We start from the raw sequence: 16,584 nt of genomic DNA, 5'->3' as shown, positions 1-16,584 counted from the left end.
GACCTTTATCTCCATAGTTATAAAAAATCCTATCTACTTTACTTCCATTAGTTATTTCTTCATATACTACATTACTTCCTTCTAGTGTGTACTTGTGATTTACTCCATTTACTGTTTTTTCTGTTCTTATTCCATCGCTATTATACTTATAACTAATGTTTTTACTATTTCCTGTTATAGAGGATAATGTTCTTCCACCTTCCCATTTAAAGGTGTAGCCATCATAAGTTAATGGATTTCCTATGGCATCATAGGTTATAGCTTTTCCATTGTAAGAGGTTAACTTATCTTTCCAATTACTATCACCATAGCTATAATCTACAGCTTTAGTTGCTGCTCCTAGTGTTGTGTTACTTGTTAGTGCATATTCTGCAACCTTTAGAATGTTTCCACTTTCATCATAGGTATAGGTTATAGTTTTATTAAGGTCTCCATTATCTTCTCTTACAACCTGTCCTAAACTATCATAGTAATACTTTATTACTTTACCATTATTTACAGTTTCAATTCTTCCTAAGTCATCATAGGTATATTTTATTTCGCTATTGCCATTTTTTATTGATGATACCATTGAAGTTGTTGAACCAGCATAACCAGCTTTGTATTCATATCTTGTATCATAGGTATAAGCAGCATCTAAGTTTAGTGTTCTAGATTTAGTTCTTCCTATAGAATCATAAATATAAAAATAATTTTTTCCTGAAGGTAATGATACATTTTCAGTTTTTCCGTCTTTATCAAAATTAAAGCTTGTGGAATATGATTTTCCTGCTATATGGTTTTCTTTTTTACTAGTTTTATCAGTCTTATCATAATCATATTTAAACCAATTTCCACTTGAATCCTCTGTTTTTACCAGTCTGTCTGCTAAGTCATAGGTGTATTTATTGGTAATTCCGCTTTTTAAATCCTGGGATATAGCTAAATTCCCATAATTATCATAGGTATATTTTGAAGCTATCTTACCATCTAAGGTTTTATTAGTTACCCTATTTAAATTATCATAACCGTAGGCTACTGTATTGCCATTTCCATAGGTAGCATTTTTTAATACACCTGATACATTATCATAGTTATTAGTTATTAAAGTGCTACTTCCCACTGCTACAGATTTCTGATTTCCATTTCCATCATAGGTAAAGTTGTAGCTTGTACTATTGCTAGAAACCTTTGATAATCTATCATTATTATAAGTATAGTTGTTTTGTCCAACCCTAGCAGTTGCTTTTCCTCTTCCTTTAGTATACATTGATTTTACAGTATTGTCATCATAGCACTTGCTTGAAAGTATGAGTTCATCTAGGTTTCCTTCTATTGAACTACCAGATAATTTTTGACCTATACATATATTAGCTCCTGAAAAATCTTTATAGGTACCTGAAGCTGATTTCTCTTTATTTCCATTAATATACATATTGGTTGTAAGAGTTGTTCCGCTTTTATTCCAAGATATTGTTAACATATTCCATTGTCCTGTTGTTACAGCTGTATTTGATGTTATTATGTCTACAATACTTCCACTACTATTCTTAACAGATAACTTTACTTTATTATCCGAAGCTAAATATGCCTCTATCACACCAATATTTTCTCTAGTTGTTCCAGAAAATATATATCTTGTACTAGTACTTGCACTAGGTTTAAGCCAAAGATTCATTGTTCCTGAGTTGTCCCTTATTCCACTACTATAGCTAGCATATCTGCCTCCTGTAGCTTGCATAGTTAGCTCATTAGATGAATCATACTTGCTCTTATCTGTAAGTGCTCTAAGTCCATTAATACTTGAAGAATTTCCTCTTAAAGGAACATATTCATCCCAATTTTTGTAGTATCCATAGTTACCGCTCTTTAACTTATTATAATGCTGCTTTAGTTCTGTTAAATTGTCTACCTCTGTAGAACAGTATAATTCTTCCACTTCTCCATTTAATGCATTTTTATTATTAAAATCTGCTCCAACTATAACCTTACCACCAGTAAAGTCTTTTACACCACTAACAGTAGCATTCTTTACTTCATCATCTATAGTTAATGTAGCTTTTAATCCTGAAGATGTATTTTCCCATTGTGCTATCATAGAATACCAAGTGTTAGCACTTATAGCTTTATTTAATACAATAGACTCTTTCCAAATTCCGCTACTATCTTTAAATGCCAAGCATAATTTATTGCTCGTATTTACATATACAGCTAAAGACCCACCATTAGGCGATGAACTGCAAAGTAAATACCTAAGACTACCATTACTTTGTGGCTTGAATTTTAATGCAATAGTCCCTTTATTTTTGCTTATCCCTAAATTATATGGAACTCCTCCTCCATCTTGAACTTTGAAAGTGTAATGCCCTTTGCTATCTTTAACTGGAGTAGCACCCAACCCAAGGGATTTACTTCCTAAATCTCCACTACTATTACCATTTACAAGGAAAGTTTCTCCTGTCTTTTTGTCACCATATGGGTTATAGGCACTTGTATTTATAAGCTTATCTGTTTCATCATATCCATAATAAGTAGAAACCTCTTGTGAATTAATAGTTACATCTAAGTTATCCTTAGATTCGCTATATACATTAAGTATTTCGTTTCCACTGGTATCTATAGTTCTTTTTGTGTATCCTGCAGTATCACTTGAAATATTACTGCTTTCCATAAACAATCCACTTCCAGATATCTTTGATACTACTGCATTCCCATACTCATCATAAATAAAAGAACTTACAATGTTTTCTGCCGTAGTAGTTTGAATTAAATTCCTATTACCATCGTATGAATACTTAGTTGTATTTCCTTTTGGATCTGTAACAGAAGTTAATTTATCATCACCATCATATTTATAATTAGTTTTTTGTTTTATTAAATCCTCTGTAGACGTTATATTACCCTTATCATCGTACTGATAGCTTGCACCAAACTCTTCTTTATATAATTGGAATCCATCAAAATAAGCTATATTAGCATTTTTATAGTAAAGTCCATATACTCTTACACTTTTATAATCACTCTTAGCCACAACTTGTCCTGATACATATTGCCATGTTGATGAATCTCCATTAAAAGGAATAACAGTCCATTCATAGCTACCATCTGGTTTTTCTAGTCCTACATCTAAAGCAAAATATCTACCATTGCCTATTAGAGGAAGTGATTCTGCCTTTGCCCAACCTCCTACTACAAAAACATCATCTTTTTTTCCTGAAACGTTTATTGTTTGATATATACTTTTATCTTTTTCTGTATTACCAGGCATCTTATAAACAGCTTTTATTTTATCTAGATTTGATGGATAAGTTGAATCTGTAGTTGTATATAATCCGTTTGTACTTTCCCAGTTACTTGTAGTCCAAAAGTTGGCATTAGGTGCTCCATTAACTACAAAATTGGGATTTTCAACCAAATTATATCTATTAGCAACTTCTCCATCTTCTACTTGTAAGTTATCGAAATATGCAGTTCCTGATTCCTCAATTAACCCACATCTAATATATACAAGATTAGATGTCGCATCTGATGGCAAAGTAAATGTTATAGATTCCCTATCCCATCCAGTAGTTCCACTAATATATTTAGAATCTTTTGTTACATAATTCCCTGTATTATCAGTATAATTTACAAATAAAGCAGCACCTTTTTTATTAGTATTACTTACTCCATTAGTTGATACATATCCTGAAAATGTATAAGTCTTACCCTTTTCTAAGGTGACAGCTTGACTATAAAATCTCCTACTAGTTTTATTTGTCATATTTACCTTTAATGAATATTTTCCCATGTTAGCTTTTGTAGTAGTAAATTCATTAGTACCTGCAGAACCTGACCAAGAACCAGCACTCCAATTTCCATCCTTTAACTCACAATTATGGTTCATTAAATAATTATTGCTTGTCTTTTGAACCTTAGATTCCAGCTCTAATCTATTTTTAGCTTTTTCATTACTATCATATTTATAGTATTGTGCACTTCCATTAGAATCTTTAATAGATATTGTATTTCCTCCATTATTAAATTGATAAGTATTAGTTCTACCCTTAACATCCTTTATTTCAGTTTCATTATAGCTGTATTTAAAGGCTAGACTTTGCCCCTGTGTCCCAGCTGTATCTACATAAGTGGCAGTTTTAACTCTTGAAGTAGAACCGCCATAATAGGTATAAAGCAATTTAGCACCATCTAAACTTTTAACAGAAGATAAATTGTTATTACCTTCATAAGTATAATAAGATGCCTTACCATCCGGATAAGTTATTCTACTTAATTGTATTCCATTATAAGCATAGCTAGTTTTTCTTCCCGCCGGATCTGTGATACCAATTAACGTTCCACCTGATGTATATTGTAAAAGTGTAGTTCTTCCTATGCTATCCTTAACTCCACTTATTCTAGTTCCATCATAAAGTATAGTGTTAGTGTTATTATTAGTATCTGTAATAGTTTTAAGGTACCCACCAGGAACAAAATATAATTTATTTCTATCTTTATCTGTAATCATATAGCTTCCATCATTATTTTTAGTGAATTTAATACCTTCAAGACTTTCACATTTATAAGTTTTAGATGCTGAATCATAATAAAAGTAATGATTAGTTCCATCACTATCAAAATATTTATAATAGGTTGTACCATTTATTACTTGTTCAGTTATCCTTTGTTGAATGTTGAGTTTCCACCCTTTTCCGTATCCTATATCAGTCTCTTTATCATTACTATTATAAACATGCTCTATCTTTAAAGCTAACCTACTATCTGAGGCTGTATAATCATTATGGGTAAAAACAACATTACCATTATAATCATTAATATATCCTATTCCACTTCTACCCATATCCTGTGAATGATATGTCCAGTAGTTCTCCAATCCTGTATTATTAACATATTGAATTACTACTAATGGCCATCCTGCTTTATGTTGATCAGGTGCATCAGAAGACAAAAATGTCGTATTTCCTGATGCCGGGTTATCCCTTTTTAATGCTATACCATAATTATTTCCTTCTGTATACCAACCTTTTACAGCTTTGGTGACATCCCAAGAGTACCAACCATTTTTCACTGTCTGAATATCTAATATCCTTTTTTCAGTTGCCAGTGATTTCTTATTCGGTACACTTGTATTCCAATTTTCAGTGACAGTATATGCATTTATTTGGCCATCAGCTCCACTTTCCGAATTCACCTTAAATAATGCTAATTCTGCATTTACTACCATATCCCCAGCATTTAATTTTGGCAATTTAGTAAATTTAACATATGTTTCTGTTTTTCCTATTCCTGAATTATTTCCAACTCTTAAAAACATATTATTCCACTTATCTTGAGTATCATTATAAGCTGTAAAAGTATCTACTATTTCTTTAGTATTCATTTCTGTTCTTACTATGGGATCTACTGTAATTGGAAATTCTCTTTTATCATCATTAATCCATTCATTATTTGGAACTATCTCTAATGTATATCCTCCTTCTTCTGCTTCTTTGAATATTAGCTCAATATCCTCAGACAATTCTCCCTTTGCATCATACATAAAAGGCTTATCTAATTGGAATACTTCCGCTCCAGTCTCTAAGTCTTCAAATATAATTATATTTCCTTCAACTCTAGGTTTTAGATTTTCTATATTCAAATTAAACAAAATTGAAGGATTATCTATTTTTTCATTTAATATTATATTTTCCTTTACTGTTTTTCCTATCAATTTATACTCTAAGTCAATATTTTCGTAAATAGACTTAAATTCCACACTTGATTTAACATTAGGTAAAAACTTCTTATCAATCTCCTTTTTAATCTTATCTCTTAAACTCTTATTATTACTAATTGATCTTTTTGACCTTCTATTACCTCCAAGTTGTTGTTCCACCATTTCATCAATAACTTTATCTATACCTGTATTTTCTACTGATGCTTTACTTAGTTTGCTTATATTTTTTATTTTTCTATTTTTATTTTTTTTATTTAATTTATCATTATCTTTATTCTTATTTTTATCACTACTATTAGATTTTTTTACATCTCCATTAATATCAGCTTTATTATTTTCTTTAGTTTCTTTACTTACTTTCTCATCTTTATTTGAATCTTTTTTTTCTTCTTTTTCTTTATTTGAAGTGTTATCTATTTTAGTATTTTTTGATACTTTTCCTACTAAATTAGTTTTCTTTTTTAATTTAGTAGTTTCACTATCAATAGGTGAATCATCTACTCTATCCTTTATTTCTTCATTTGTAGTTGGTTTTTCTGTTTCTCCACCTTTTTTGTCCTCAGTAGATGGTGGTTCTGTTTCATCGTCTGTTTTGCCATCTAAAGGTGGATTATCTATTTCCCCTTCTTGTTTATCATCACTTGATGGTTTTTCATTTTCCTCACTTGGTTTATCCTCTGTTGATGGCTTTTCTGTTTCTTCATTTTTCTCATTATCTATAGCTGGTTTTTCTTCTTCAACACCTTTATCATCTGATACTGGTACTTCTTCTAATTTTTCTCCGATACCAACACCTATGTTCCACCATATTTTATACTTATCCTTTGATACAGAAATAAGCTCTTTATCACTGGCATTTTTACCTATCCTAACAGTGAATTCATTTTCTTTATTTTCATAATAATTCCCTTTATCATGCAATGAATTATTGATATCTATCCATTTGCCATTTTTTAAATAGTGTATAGGTTCTTCATATAATATTGCTTCATAAGTTCCATCGTCTTTTAAAAAGTACTTTGTATTCTCCTCTCTCTTCTCTTCAAGTTCTCTAACTATTTCTGCCTCCTGATTTTTTTTAGTAGTTACTTCTTCTGTGTCATCCGTAGCACTTACTATGATTGCATTTATTGGTGTCATTGTTACCAATAATGTAATTATAAGTAATTTACATACGTTTTTATAAAATTTCGTCACAATTATCCCCCCAAATATTTATTACATTTTTACAATTCTACAAATTTCATCTTTTACCTTTTTATTTCCATGTACTTTCATGTTCAAAAATGATACTTTCATGCACATTTTGTATATTTGAATAACTACCTAACTCTAAAATATATTTTCTTCTCAAATGATTAGTTGTATTTTATTATTAAATTGAACAATGGGTGAGAGTTTTTTACATTGTACTTTTAACTAATACAACCTATTAAAATAAATATATCCTTATTGCTTTTTATTTTTATATAATATAAATTAAATATATAAATACTTTAGGAGGTCTTATGTTTAATAATTTTATTTTATACTTAATAATAATAAACCTAATTGGATTTTTTATAATGTTAATAGATAAAAGGAAGGCTATAAAAAGACAATGGAGGGTTAGTGAAAAAGCTCTTATATGTATATCTATAATAGGAGGTTCCATTGGTATGTTAGCTGGTATGAGCACTTTTAGACATAAAACTAAGCATAAAAAATTCACTATTGGTATTCCTCTTATCCTTGTTATACAAATAGCTATATTAACTTATTTTATCAGCTTATAATTTTAGAAATGACTTCATACTCCTTAAATTTCCAACATATTTACGCTTCCAATACATTGAAAAACCCCTGAAACCCGCATGAATAGAACAAATAGTTAACTAGTTATATAGTTTAATAGCTTCATAGTTAACTATTTTTATAGTTCCATATAAAAATAGCTTCCTATACAAATATTTATATAGGAAGCTATTAATTCAATTTAAAATACAGTTTTATAGTTTATAGCAAGCTTCTACTTCACCTACATATAATACATGATAGTCCTCTGCTGGATAGCTTGAGTTCTTTATTGCATCCGATAAAAACTCTGGATTCATTTCTTGTTTATAAACTATTTTACATTCATAAGTCAATACATTAGATTTTTCTATTATTGGAGTATCTACAGTTTTAGCTGGAATTAGTTTTAAATTACATTCCTTAAATTTATCATAATCTCTTCCTGATTTAGTACCACAGAATTTAATTTCCTCCTTTAAGCTATCATCAAGAGGAATTGTTACATTAAAGTTATCAGCTTTTTCTATAATAGAAAAGGTATGTCTATGCTTTCTCACTAGTACTGTAAATATAGGTTTTCCCCATTGGAAGCCAACATTTCCCCAACCTATTGTCATAGTATTAACTTCATCTCCAGCCTTTACAGTTAAAAAGGCACCTTTTTCATGCAGATTCCTTATTGCTACATTTAAGTCTTCAGTAAATAATTTAAAATCAACCATTTAAATCTCTCCTTAAAATTATTTTTTATTTACATTATACACTTATTTATATAGGAGGAGGTCATTGAAGATAATAATGCTCCATAATCTACATCAAAAGAAATTATATCACCAACTTTGTAGTCTGCTTCACTTTCCGTTACATCTAATAAAAGATGATCACTACTGCCACCTAATATTCTTATTTTTTCATCTCTAGGAGTTATTCCATCAATTTTTACGTCTTGTCTTCCCATTGAAATTATAGCTCTTTTTATTGTTCCTCTATCCTGAAAGGTTGGAACCTCTCCAAAGGCATCCATGCCAATATTTCCTATTGGTACTGATGGCTTATCCTTAATTTCTATAATTTCACCTTTTAAGGTAAACACATCTTTAAACATTCCTGGAATATCTCTTCCATAAGCGGTTTCTCTTCCTAAAACCACTGATTCCCCAAGTCTTAAATTATTAATTCCTTCTGGAACAGTTTTATTCATTACCATATATAAACTACTAGAATTTCCTCCTGATACTATAGGTATCTTAATATTTAATTCTTCTTCTATGGTGTTTTTTATTTCTAGCAACCTTCCTAAATTTACTTCATCAGGTATTACTCCTCCATAGCAAGTTAAATTTGTTCCTATCCCCATAAGCTTTATATTAGGCAATTTAATAATTTCCCTGGACATTTCTAGTACATCTTTCTCTAAAACACCTTCCCTTAAATCTCCTAAATCTACCATTAAAATTATTTTATGAGTTTTCTTAGCTCTTATAGCTTCCTTTGATAATGCCTTAATTGTATCTATCTCTGAATTAAGGGAAATATCACTATACATGATTACTTCTCTTACTTCACTAAGAGCTGGAATTCTAAGAAGTAGCTTTTCACAATTTAAATTTGCTATCTTTTTTAAATTAGCCACTCTTGAATCTCCTATGGTTTTTACCCCTGCATCTAAAACACCTTGAACTATATCAGGGTGTGAACAAAACACCTTAGTTACTACAGCAATGTCTATCATCTTTCCATTACACATATTTAATAAAAATTTAGTATTATAGGTTAATTTTTTTAAATCAATTTCAATTCTAGGATATCTATCCTTTACTTCTTCTTTCCATAACTCTTGTTCAAGGGCAATATTATAAGTTAAATTTTCTTGATTTAATTCTACTTCTGAATAACATTTTTCCATTCTCTAACTCTCCTCCTTTACAGAAACTAAAAATCTAATTTGTCATTATAAATTTAAACTAGCTTTAAGCAATTCTATTGCAGCTTCTTTATTTTCTCTACTTAAAACTCCAGCACAGGCCATGATATACATATTATCTAGGAGTACCTTTGCCTCTTTTGTGGGACGCATAGTAATGTCTCCCTTAACATCCTTTATACTCTCTAGCATTTCCTTGCCTTTACCTAACCTAGTTAGAGCACCCCCTGTACCTATGATATATTTAACCATTGATAAATCCTTTCCATAGGCACTAAACTTTCTTCCTGAATTGTATACTCTTTTAATTTGCCCTACATGTCTATCTATGGCAGTGTTTACAGCCTTTTGAGCAAGGACCCTACTCCAATATTTCTCTTCTTCTGTAGTTGGAATAGGCTTAATGAAACTACTTATACTATCCTTAGTTCTTCCTTCTAACTCGTGATGTTGTAAAAGTTCTAATACATTTTCTCTATTTACATATACCCCTAAATCACCTTCTACGGTACGCTTTGCTTTTGGTTCTGGAGTCACTAATATATCTAAAATTTCCACACTACCTTCTGTTACGGAATGAACATCTGTAGTAGCTCCTCCAACATCCACCACTATTACATCACCGATTATTTCATAGAGTAACTTTGTAGCTTCCATTACAGCTCCAGGAGTTGGCATTATAGCTCCATCCACCATTTCTTTAATTTTATCCATACCACCGGCTTTAACAATATTTACTTCAAAAGCATCTTGAATTATCCCCCTAGCAGGCTCCACATTTAATTCATCTACCCTAGGATATACATTATCTATTACATAAAGTTCTCTACCTTCAAAAATCTCTTTTATTTCCTCTTGGTTAGCTATATTACCACAATAAACCACAGGGATATTCAGCTCAGCATCTCTTATAATCTCAGCATTATCTAAGGCAGTTTCTCTCTCTCCATAGTCTGTACCGCCTGCAATCATTATAAGATTAGGATTTATTTCTTTTATTTTTTTAATATCCGTTCTTCTAAGCCTACCCGCTGTTACCATTTTTATAATTCCGCCTGCACCTAGGGCTGCTTCCTTTGCAGCTTTAACTGTCATATCTTGTACTAATCCATGAACAGTTATTTTTAAGCCTCCTGCGGCGCTACTAGCACCTATCATTCTGTCATATTCAATGGATTCTCCTAGCTGCTTCTCCATTTCATTAATTGCATTTCTAAGTCCAATAGTTACATCACCTTGTAAAACAGAAGTAAAGGCCTTACCTTGTCCTACAACCTCAACTCCTTTTTTAAAATTAAAGGCTGTTACTACAGTGGTTGTACTTCCGATTTCCGCTATTAAATATTCAACTCTCATAGCTTCCCTCCTAGTTTAAAGGGGATACCTCAAAATTTTACTAAGCATTAATCTATCCTTAAGGTAAACTTAGTTTAATTATTTGAGACACCCCCAGTACTTTATATAAATATCATATATTTTTTATTATTTAATCTAGTTTATCTAATAATAAATCTTCAAATTATTATTGTTCTTTTTTCATTAAGGTTTCAATGATAAAGGAGGCAACATTATTTCCATGAGTTCCTCTACCAAAGCCTGCATCCATACCATGAGCTACAGCAATTTCATTAGTTACTTGAGTTCCTCCACAAGCTATTATGAATTTGTCTCTTACACCTTTTTCTATGCATAGATCATGAATCTTTTGCATGTTCTTAGTGTGTACATCATTGTGAGTGATAATAGTACTCATTATTATAGCTTGAGCCTTTGTTTCAATAGCTGCATCTATTAATTTTTCTACTGGACAAGAAGTTCCAAGATATACTACATCTATACCATATCTTTCAATACCACCATGCTTAATATCTATAATTTCTCTTAGTCCAACAGAGTGTTCATCTTCTCCAACAGTAGCAGCTACTACTCTAATAGGATTATTCTTAACGTAATCTCTCATTACATCATCTGGTAAAAGCTCTTGCTTTTCTGGAATCTTAAGTTCATCTTTTTTAATTGCAAAGCTTACTCTACCTTTGATTTCTACTAAAGTACCTTCTGCATCTTGCATAACCTGTTTATGAATAACTTCTACGTCAGTTAAATTCATTCTTCTTCCTATTTCAAGGGCTGCAGCCTCTGCTATATTTTCCTCTTCAGTTAGGAATAATGTTGTAGATACATAGCCATCATTCTTCCACTCTACTTCTGGAATTATAGTTCCTTCCTCTTTACTATTTTTAGCCATTCTTACATTAACATTATCTTCTTCATCAAGTTCATCTATATAAACTATTTTGCTATGATTACATAATGTACATTCATCTATTGCATCACATGGTTTGTTATATTCTTCTGGAATATTATTATATCCAAAGTGAGCACATACTGGAGCAAAGTATTCTTTATCTCTTGGAACTACTGTATCAACAGCAATACCTCCATCTATCTTTCTTGCAATACCATCACTATTTCTTTCTGGATATTCTCCTGAATCTACAAAGAATCCATCTTCTACAGCTTTGAAATATCCACCATTTTCAATCATTTCCTCTAGGAATAATACTGCTCTTTCCTTAAGTTCTCTAACCTTCTCTGGAAGATATCCATCCTTTTTAAGCTCTATCATATCCATTAAGCCATCCATACCAATTAAAGCTTGCTTAGCTGTATTTACAGCATGGATATTATTATAATGCCAAGGTACATTTCTTCCTTCATCAGGAGTGATTGTACTTTGAATATCTGCTGAAGTAAGTTCAGATATTAACAAGTTTAATGAATGGGTTACTGTAGCTTCTCTAGTACAAGATGCCATGTATTTTGTGTTCATCTGTGCTCTCATTTTATAGTTTTTAAATAAGTCTCTAAGTGCTACAGCATAAGGTAAATCATATCTTAAACATGGAGCTGGTGGTGCTGTTGGTGGTACTGTAGATAGTGATATATTGCTTTGTTTCATACCAACCTTCTCAGAGAATTTTGAATTTATAGCATGTTGAACCATAAGTTCAGGCATTACCTTATAACCCTTCATTGCAGTTGCGTTTGCATTATGTGCTCCATCTATTTGTAAAATATCAGCCCATGCCATTATATGTTTTGCTACTGCTGCATCAACGAAGGATCTAACCATATTTATGTTTCTGTAAAGTACATTATATTGAGGATCCTGGTGAGCTCCATTTATTCCTTCCTCTGCAAACATTACAGCAATATCTGGACCTGCAACCCCTGATACATAGGAGTGGAAATTTATTGGTCTTCCTACTTCTTCCTCTATCATATCAAGAGCTTTTCTTGTAGCTCTAACTTCTTTTCTAGTTATTGGAACTCCTCCTGTTCCTTCTGGACTTCCTTCAATTAAACTATCATAGTGACTTTGTCCTGATGTTCTTATAACCATTATATGATCTGCACCATGCCAAGCTGCCATTCTCATTCTTCTAATATCATCTTCAAATCTTCCTGAAGCTATTTCCGAAGTTATTACAGCTTTTGGTTGAGGGTCTATATTAGCAAAGCTGGTTGCTGATGGAAGTGCTTTACTATTTTTTAGGGGTTTTGATATCTCCTTATATTCAAACTCTCCCATTGGCTCATTATATTCTTCTCTCCAATGCCAACCTCTTCTTTTAGGTTCATACTTATCTAAGTCCTTAAGTATTTCTGCTACATCTATTTTCTTATTTATATCTAGCATTATTTAACCCCCCCAAACAAATTAGTTACTTCATTCCAGCCTTTTCCTTCTCCAAGTTCTCTACCAGCTTCTAAATATGGCACACTCTTTAATTTTGCATATTTTAAAACTACATTTCCCATACCTTTTCCAAGAAGTCCTGCTTTTAAGCCTTCTTGAACTATAGCTTGAGATTCTATGCTTGAAAAGCCCATTCTAAGAAGTACTGACCTTTCTATAGAGGATGAGGTATTTCCATATGCTAAATCCACCATAGGATTTACTATTTCTTCTGTCAATTTCCAAAACCTTTCATATAATTCTTCATCACTTAAACTTTCTAAATGTTTTCTTCTTATTTCAAAATCGTCTTCTCTTTTCACTACTTCTCTCCCCCTAATGGTTTTTTTATTATTTCACACATTATTTATCTTTACCCTATTTACTTATTAACCCTATTTCACATTAACCCCAAATTCTTTAAGAATATCTATTACTGTTTCTTTTCTAAGTTTTGTTTCTTCACATAAGAAATCTAAATCTACCTGTCCAATTTCTTTTTCTTTTAAAAGCTTTACTGTGTTTTTAATTAATGATTTTCTATAATCGTCTAGCTCTTTATTATCTATTTGTAAATAAGATGGATCCTCTGGAAGTATAATATTTTCTCCTGGAACTTCATCCATTGGATTACCTCTAAGCACTTTAATTCCATTTTCCTTTGCAAAGGTTAATTGTGGAACTATATGCTTTCCAGCACCAGTATACTCGGTCTCCTGAACTACTAAAATTGCATCATCCTCCATCTCTTGAGCTATGACAAAGGCTGCTGCTAAAGAAGTATTTCCAGCTGGTCCTCTTTCAAGTCCTTCAAGCTGTGCTAAAAGCTCAGTCATGTAGAAAACTTCCCCTTGTGGCAAGGTTACATATCTATCTAAATATCTTAGAGGTCTTGCTGCACTTCTTGGTACGTCACTTCTATCTGGCCATACCATGAATGGAATACCAAATCCAGTGTGTCCAGTAGTGAAGGATTTTCTATTAAAGGCTTTATCACTTGCCATATGAAGACCTTGTAAATTTACAGAAGCTCCAATAACTTTTGTATTATTTGCTCCTGCCTTTATAAGTCCTCTTGCAGTACCAGTAACATTTCCACCACCTGCATGGGTAATTACTACTGCTTCTGGATCCTTTCCAAATCGTTCTCTACATTCTGTAGCTATCTCATAACCTAAAGTTTCAACTCCAGCTATTCCATAAGCAGAATATAAAGATGCATTATAAAAACCTGTTTCTTCTAAAGTCTCTAGATAGGTGTAGAATAATTCTGGTCCTACTGTTAATTGTAAAACTTCAGCCCCTAACCATTCACATTTTCTGCCCTTCTCAAGAATCTCTGGTTGTCCTACTTTTTTAGAGTCATAACATTCTTGAACTATGGTACATTTTAATCCCTTCATAGCTGCTTGGGATGCTACTGCTGCCCCATAGTTTCCAGAAGTAGCTGATGCTACACCCTTATAGCCTCTTTCCTTAGCATCATACACAGATACAGATGCTCTTCTATCTTTAAAACTTCCAGATGGATTACAGCTTTCATCCTTAACAAATATCCTAGCTGCTTTTCCAGTCTTTGATACCTTTCTTGCCAAGGCAGTAATATTTCTTAATTCTAAGAGAGGTGTATTTCCAACTCCCACTTCTCGTTGAATTTTCATAATATCACTTAGGGAATATCCTATATCTCTCATCATTGCTTCATAATCAAAAGCTATACTTCCCTTTTCATATTTATCAAAATCCATTCCTACAGACTTAATCATAATTTGATTTTTTCTGCTCATAACCTCTTCATACTTATTCATATCAATCACCTACTTTCTGTATAACTATTTATTGAAAATCATTTCCTTAGCTTGCTTTCCAATATAGGCTATTTCACTTACATAGCTACCAAAATTATGAGAATATGAAGGTTCTACCACCTTAGCTATACCTCTCATAGTTCTTCCAATAGTTGTAGTGATTTCAACTTCATCACCCAGCTCACAATCTGAATTTACAAAACCCCTAACCCACATTTTAAGTGGAGTTTCCTTTGTATCGTCTGGAATTGCTGGTGATCTATCCTCACATTGTAATACTACTGTTTCTATTTCAATAAATGTGTCCTTCTTAATCAACACCTTCACCTCCGAAGTAAATTTCTATAATTAAATAAGTTTATCTATCTATGAAATTTCTAAAGTCTCCCATTATAGCCCTTGGTACTGGTAAATCTATCATAGTTTTTAATCCTGGATTTGCATTAATTACATGTGGAATCATATTAACGCACATAGCAATTGTTCCAAGTCCTCCATCAACCTCTGGCTTAATTGACATATTAACTTCTGGTGTACCTTTTATTGTGATATAATCTCCAGTAAATGTACCTTCCATTTCAGGTTCTATTTGTTGTGGATGAATCATATCTATTTTTACCTCTCCATCAACATATCCTTGACCTGTCATATTAACACCTGCAACATCTCCAGCAGCTGCAAATCCATAAGGTGACTTTCTATCTACAGTAGTTACTATTGGAGCCATTTGTTGTTCAAATTTATCAACTTTCCAGCCCATAGAATCAGCTATCATATTTACAGATTCTATAAATCCAACATGTCCAGCTAAACTTCCATCCTTAACTCCTGCATTAAAATCTTCAACCTTCATCCCAACTCCTTGTTCTTCCATAACAGCTGGTCCAAATGGTGATAAACTATTTACTCTCTTCGCTTCAACATGAGTTACTTCAGTCATACAACCTGTTAAACATACAACAAGTAAATCCATGATTAATCCTGGATTTATACCTGTTCCAAGAATTGTAACTCCATTTTCCTTTGCAATTCTATTTAACTCTGCAGCTAGTTCAGGATTTTTAGCTTGAGGATAAGACATTTCTTCTGCTGTAGAAATAACATTTATTTTCTTTTCAAGTACAGATTTCAACTTTGGAAAAGCATTTTTTGTGAAAGAATCTGTTGCACATAAACAAATATCACAGCATTTTTCTGTTAACACTTCATCTATGTTAGCTTTTATTATTACATCTTCCCTATCTCCTCTTTCTACTCCCAAAACTTGAAAAATACTTTTTCCGGCTCTAGCAGGATGCATATCACAAACCCCTATTATGTCTACACCTTTTTTAGTTAATAGCATTTTTGCCATTCCACTTCCCATAGCTCCAAAGCCCCAAATTGCTACCTTAACATTTTCCATTGTAAAATCCCCCTCGTGATTAAATTATTTTTATAAATTCTATATTTTACTAGAGCAATTCACATGCCAAAGAAAATACATTATTTAGATACTTTCATAACTTTAAATAGGTTAAATGTATATAATTTCATCACTTTTAAAAATTTACCGCAAAAAATTTTTCTATATTTACTTAGGTTCTATCCACTTAAAAAGCGTATGCAAAATTATTTGCATACGCTTTGCCGAATTTTA

10 protein-coding genes are annotated in these 16,584 nt (G+C 31.8%); 1 reads left to right on the top strand and 9 read right to left on the bottom strand.

Going from position 1 to position 16,584, the window contains the following annotated elements; genetic code table 11:
• A partial coding sequence (locus B3B03_RS15930; protein WP_346877809.1) for a DUF6531 domain-containing protein occupies window positions 1-6,892 on the bottom strand: 6,892 nt, incomplete at its 3' end.
• Window positions 6,893-7,203: 311 nt separating this feature from the next.
• Between B3B03_RS15930 and B3B03_RS15925 the strand changes: the two genes are divergently transcribed.
• The gene (locus B3B03_RS15925) at window positions 7,204-7,470 is read left to right on the top strand and encodes a DUF1294 domain-containing protein (RefSeq protein ID WP_346877808.1); all 267 of its coding nucleotides are present in this window, start codon (window positions 7,204-7,206) and stop codon (window positions 7,468-7,470) included.
• A gap of 213 nt (window positions 7,471-7,683) precedes the next feature.
• Here the strand turns inward: B3B03_RS15925 and B3B03_RS15920 are convergent, their stop codons facing one another.
• The 8 genes from B3B03_RS15920 to ord all read right to left on the bottom strand — a co-directional run bounded on the left by B3B03_RS15920 (window position 7,684) and on the right by ord (window position 16,350).
• The gene (locus B3B03_RS15920) at window positions 7,684-8,193 is read right to left on the bottom strand and encodes a flavin reductase family protein (RefSeq protein WP_346877807.1); all 510 of its coding nucleotides are present in this window, start codon (window positions 8,191-8,193) and stop codon (window positions 7,684-7,686) included.
• A gap of 29 nt (window positions 8,194-8,222) precedes the next feature.
• Entirely contained in the window at window positions 8,223-9,377 is a 1,155-nt protein-coding gene (gene orr / locus B3B03_RS15915) for an ornithine racemase Orr (protein WP_346877806.1), read from the bottom strand.
• Window positions 9,378-9,422: 45 nt separating this feature from the next.
• On the bottom strand, window positions 9,423-10,751 hold the full coding sequence (locus tag B3B03_RS15910) for a GlmL-related ornithine degradation protein (protein WP_346848676.1): 1,329 nt from the start codon (window positions 10,749-10,751) through the stop codon (window positions 9,423-9,425).
• 166 nt (window positions 10,752-10,917) lie between these two features.
• On the bottom strand, window positions 10,918-13,098 hold the full coding sequence (oraE, locus tag B3B03_RS15905; RefSeq protein ID WP_346877805.1) for a D-ornithine 4,5-aminomutase subunit OraE: 2,181 nt from the start codon (window positions 13,096-13,098) through the stop codon (window positions 10,918-10,920).
• Entirely contained in the window at window positions 13,098-13,460 is a 363-nt protein-coding gene (locus B3B03_RS15900; RefSeq protein ID WP_346848674.1) for an ornithine aminomutase subunit alpha, read from the bottom strand. The genes oraE and B3B03_RS15900 overlap by 1 nt, the downstream gene beginning before the upstream one ends.
• Before the next feature lie 72 nt (window positions 13,461-13,532).
• Window positions 13,533-14,945, bottom strand: coding sequence for a 2-amino-4-oxopentanoate thiolase subunit OrtB (gene ortB, locus B3B03_RS15895; RefSeq protein ID WP_346848673.1), 1,413 nt, complete (start codon window positions 14,943-14,945; stop codon window positions 13,533-13,535).
• Window positions 14,946-14,969: 24 nt separating this feature from the next.
• Complete coding sequence (ortA, locus tag B3B03_RS15890) at window positions 14,970-15,266, bottom strand: 2-amino-4-oxopentanoate thiolase subunit OrtA (RefSeq protein WP_346848672.1); 297 nt, start codon at window positions 15,264-15,266, stop codon at window positions 14,970-14,972.
• A 37-nt stretch (window positions 15,267-15,303) separates the two neighbouring features.
• A complete protein-coding gene (gene ord / locus B3B03_RS15885) occupies window positions 15,304-16,350 on the bottom strand; it encodes a 2,4-diaminopentanoate dehydrogenase (RefSeq protein WP_346877804.1) in 1,047 nt (348 codons plus the stop codon).
• Window positions 16,351-16,584: the final 234 nt, after the last annotated feature.

The organism is Clostridium sp. UBA5712 (genome assembly GCF_002419845.1).
Lineage (GTDB): Bacteria > Bacillota > Clostridia > Clostridiales > Clostridiaceae > Clostridium_J > Clostridium_J sulfidigenes.
This window is presented reverse-complemented; position numbering and strand designations above follow the sequence as displayed.

What these genes read in the sequence shown, in the direction of transcription:
- B3B03_RS15925 (WP_346877808.1), top strand. Translation starts at nt 7,204, where the DNA reads ATGTTTAATAATTTTATTTTATACTTAATAATAATAAACCTAATTGGA.
- B3B03_RS15920 (WP_346877807.1), bottom strand. Translation starts at nt 8,193, where the DNA reads ATGGTTGATTTTAAATTATTTACTGAAGACTTAAATGTAGCAATAAGG.
- orr (WP_346877806.1), bottom strand. Translation starts at nt 9,377, where the DNA reads ATGGAAAAATGTTATTCAGAAGTAGAATTAAATCAAGAAAATTTAACT.
- B3B03_RS15910 (WP_346848676.1), bottom strand. Translation starts at nt 10,751, where the DNA reads ATGAGAGTTGAATATTTAATAGCGGAAATCGGAAGTACAACCACTGTA.
- oraE (WP_346877805.1), bottom strand. Translation starts at nt 13,098, where the DNA reads ATGCTAGATATAAATAAGAAAATAGATGTAGCAGAAATACTTAAGGAC.
- ortB (WP_346848673.1), bottom strand. Translation starts at nt 14,945, where the DNA reads ATGAATAAGTATGAAGAGGTTATGAGCAGAAAAAATCAAATTATGATT.
- ord (WP_346877804.1), bottom strand. Translation starts at nt 16,350, where the DNA reads ATGGAAAATGTTAAGGTAGCAATTTGGGGCTTTGGAGCTATGGGAAGT.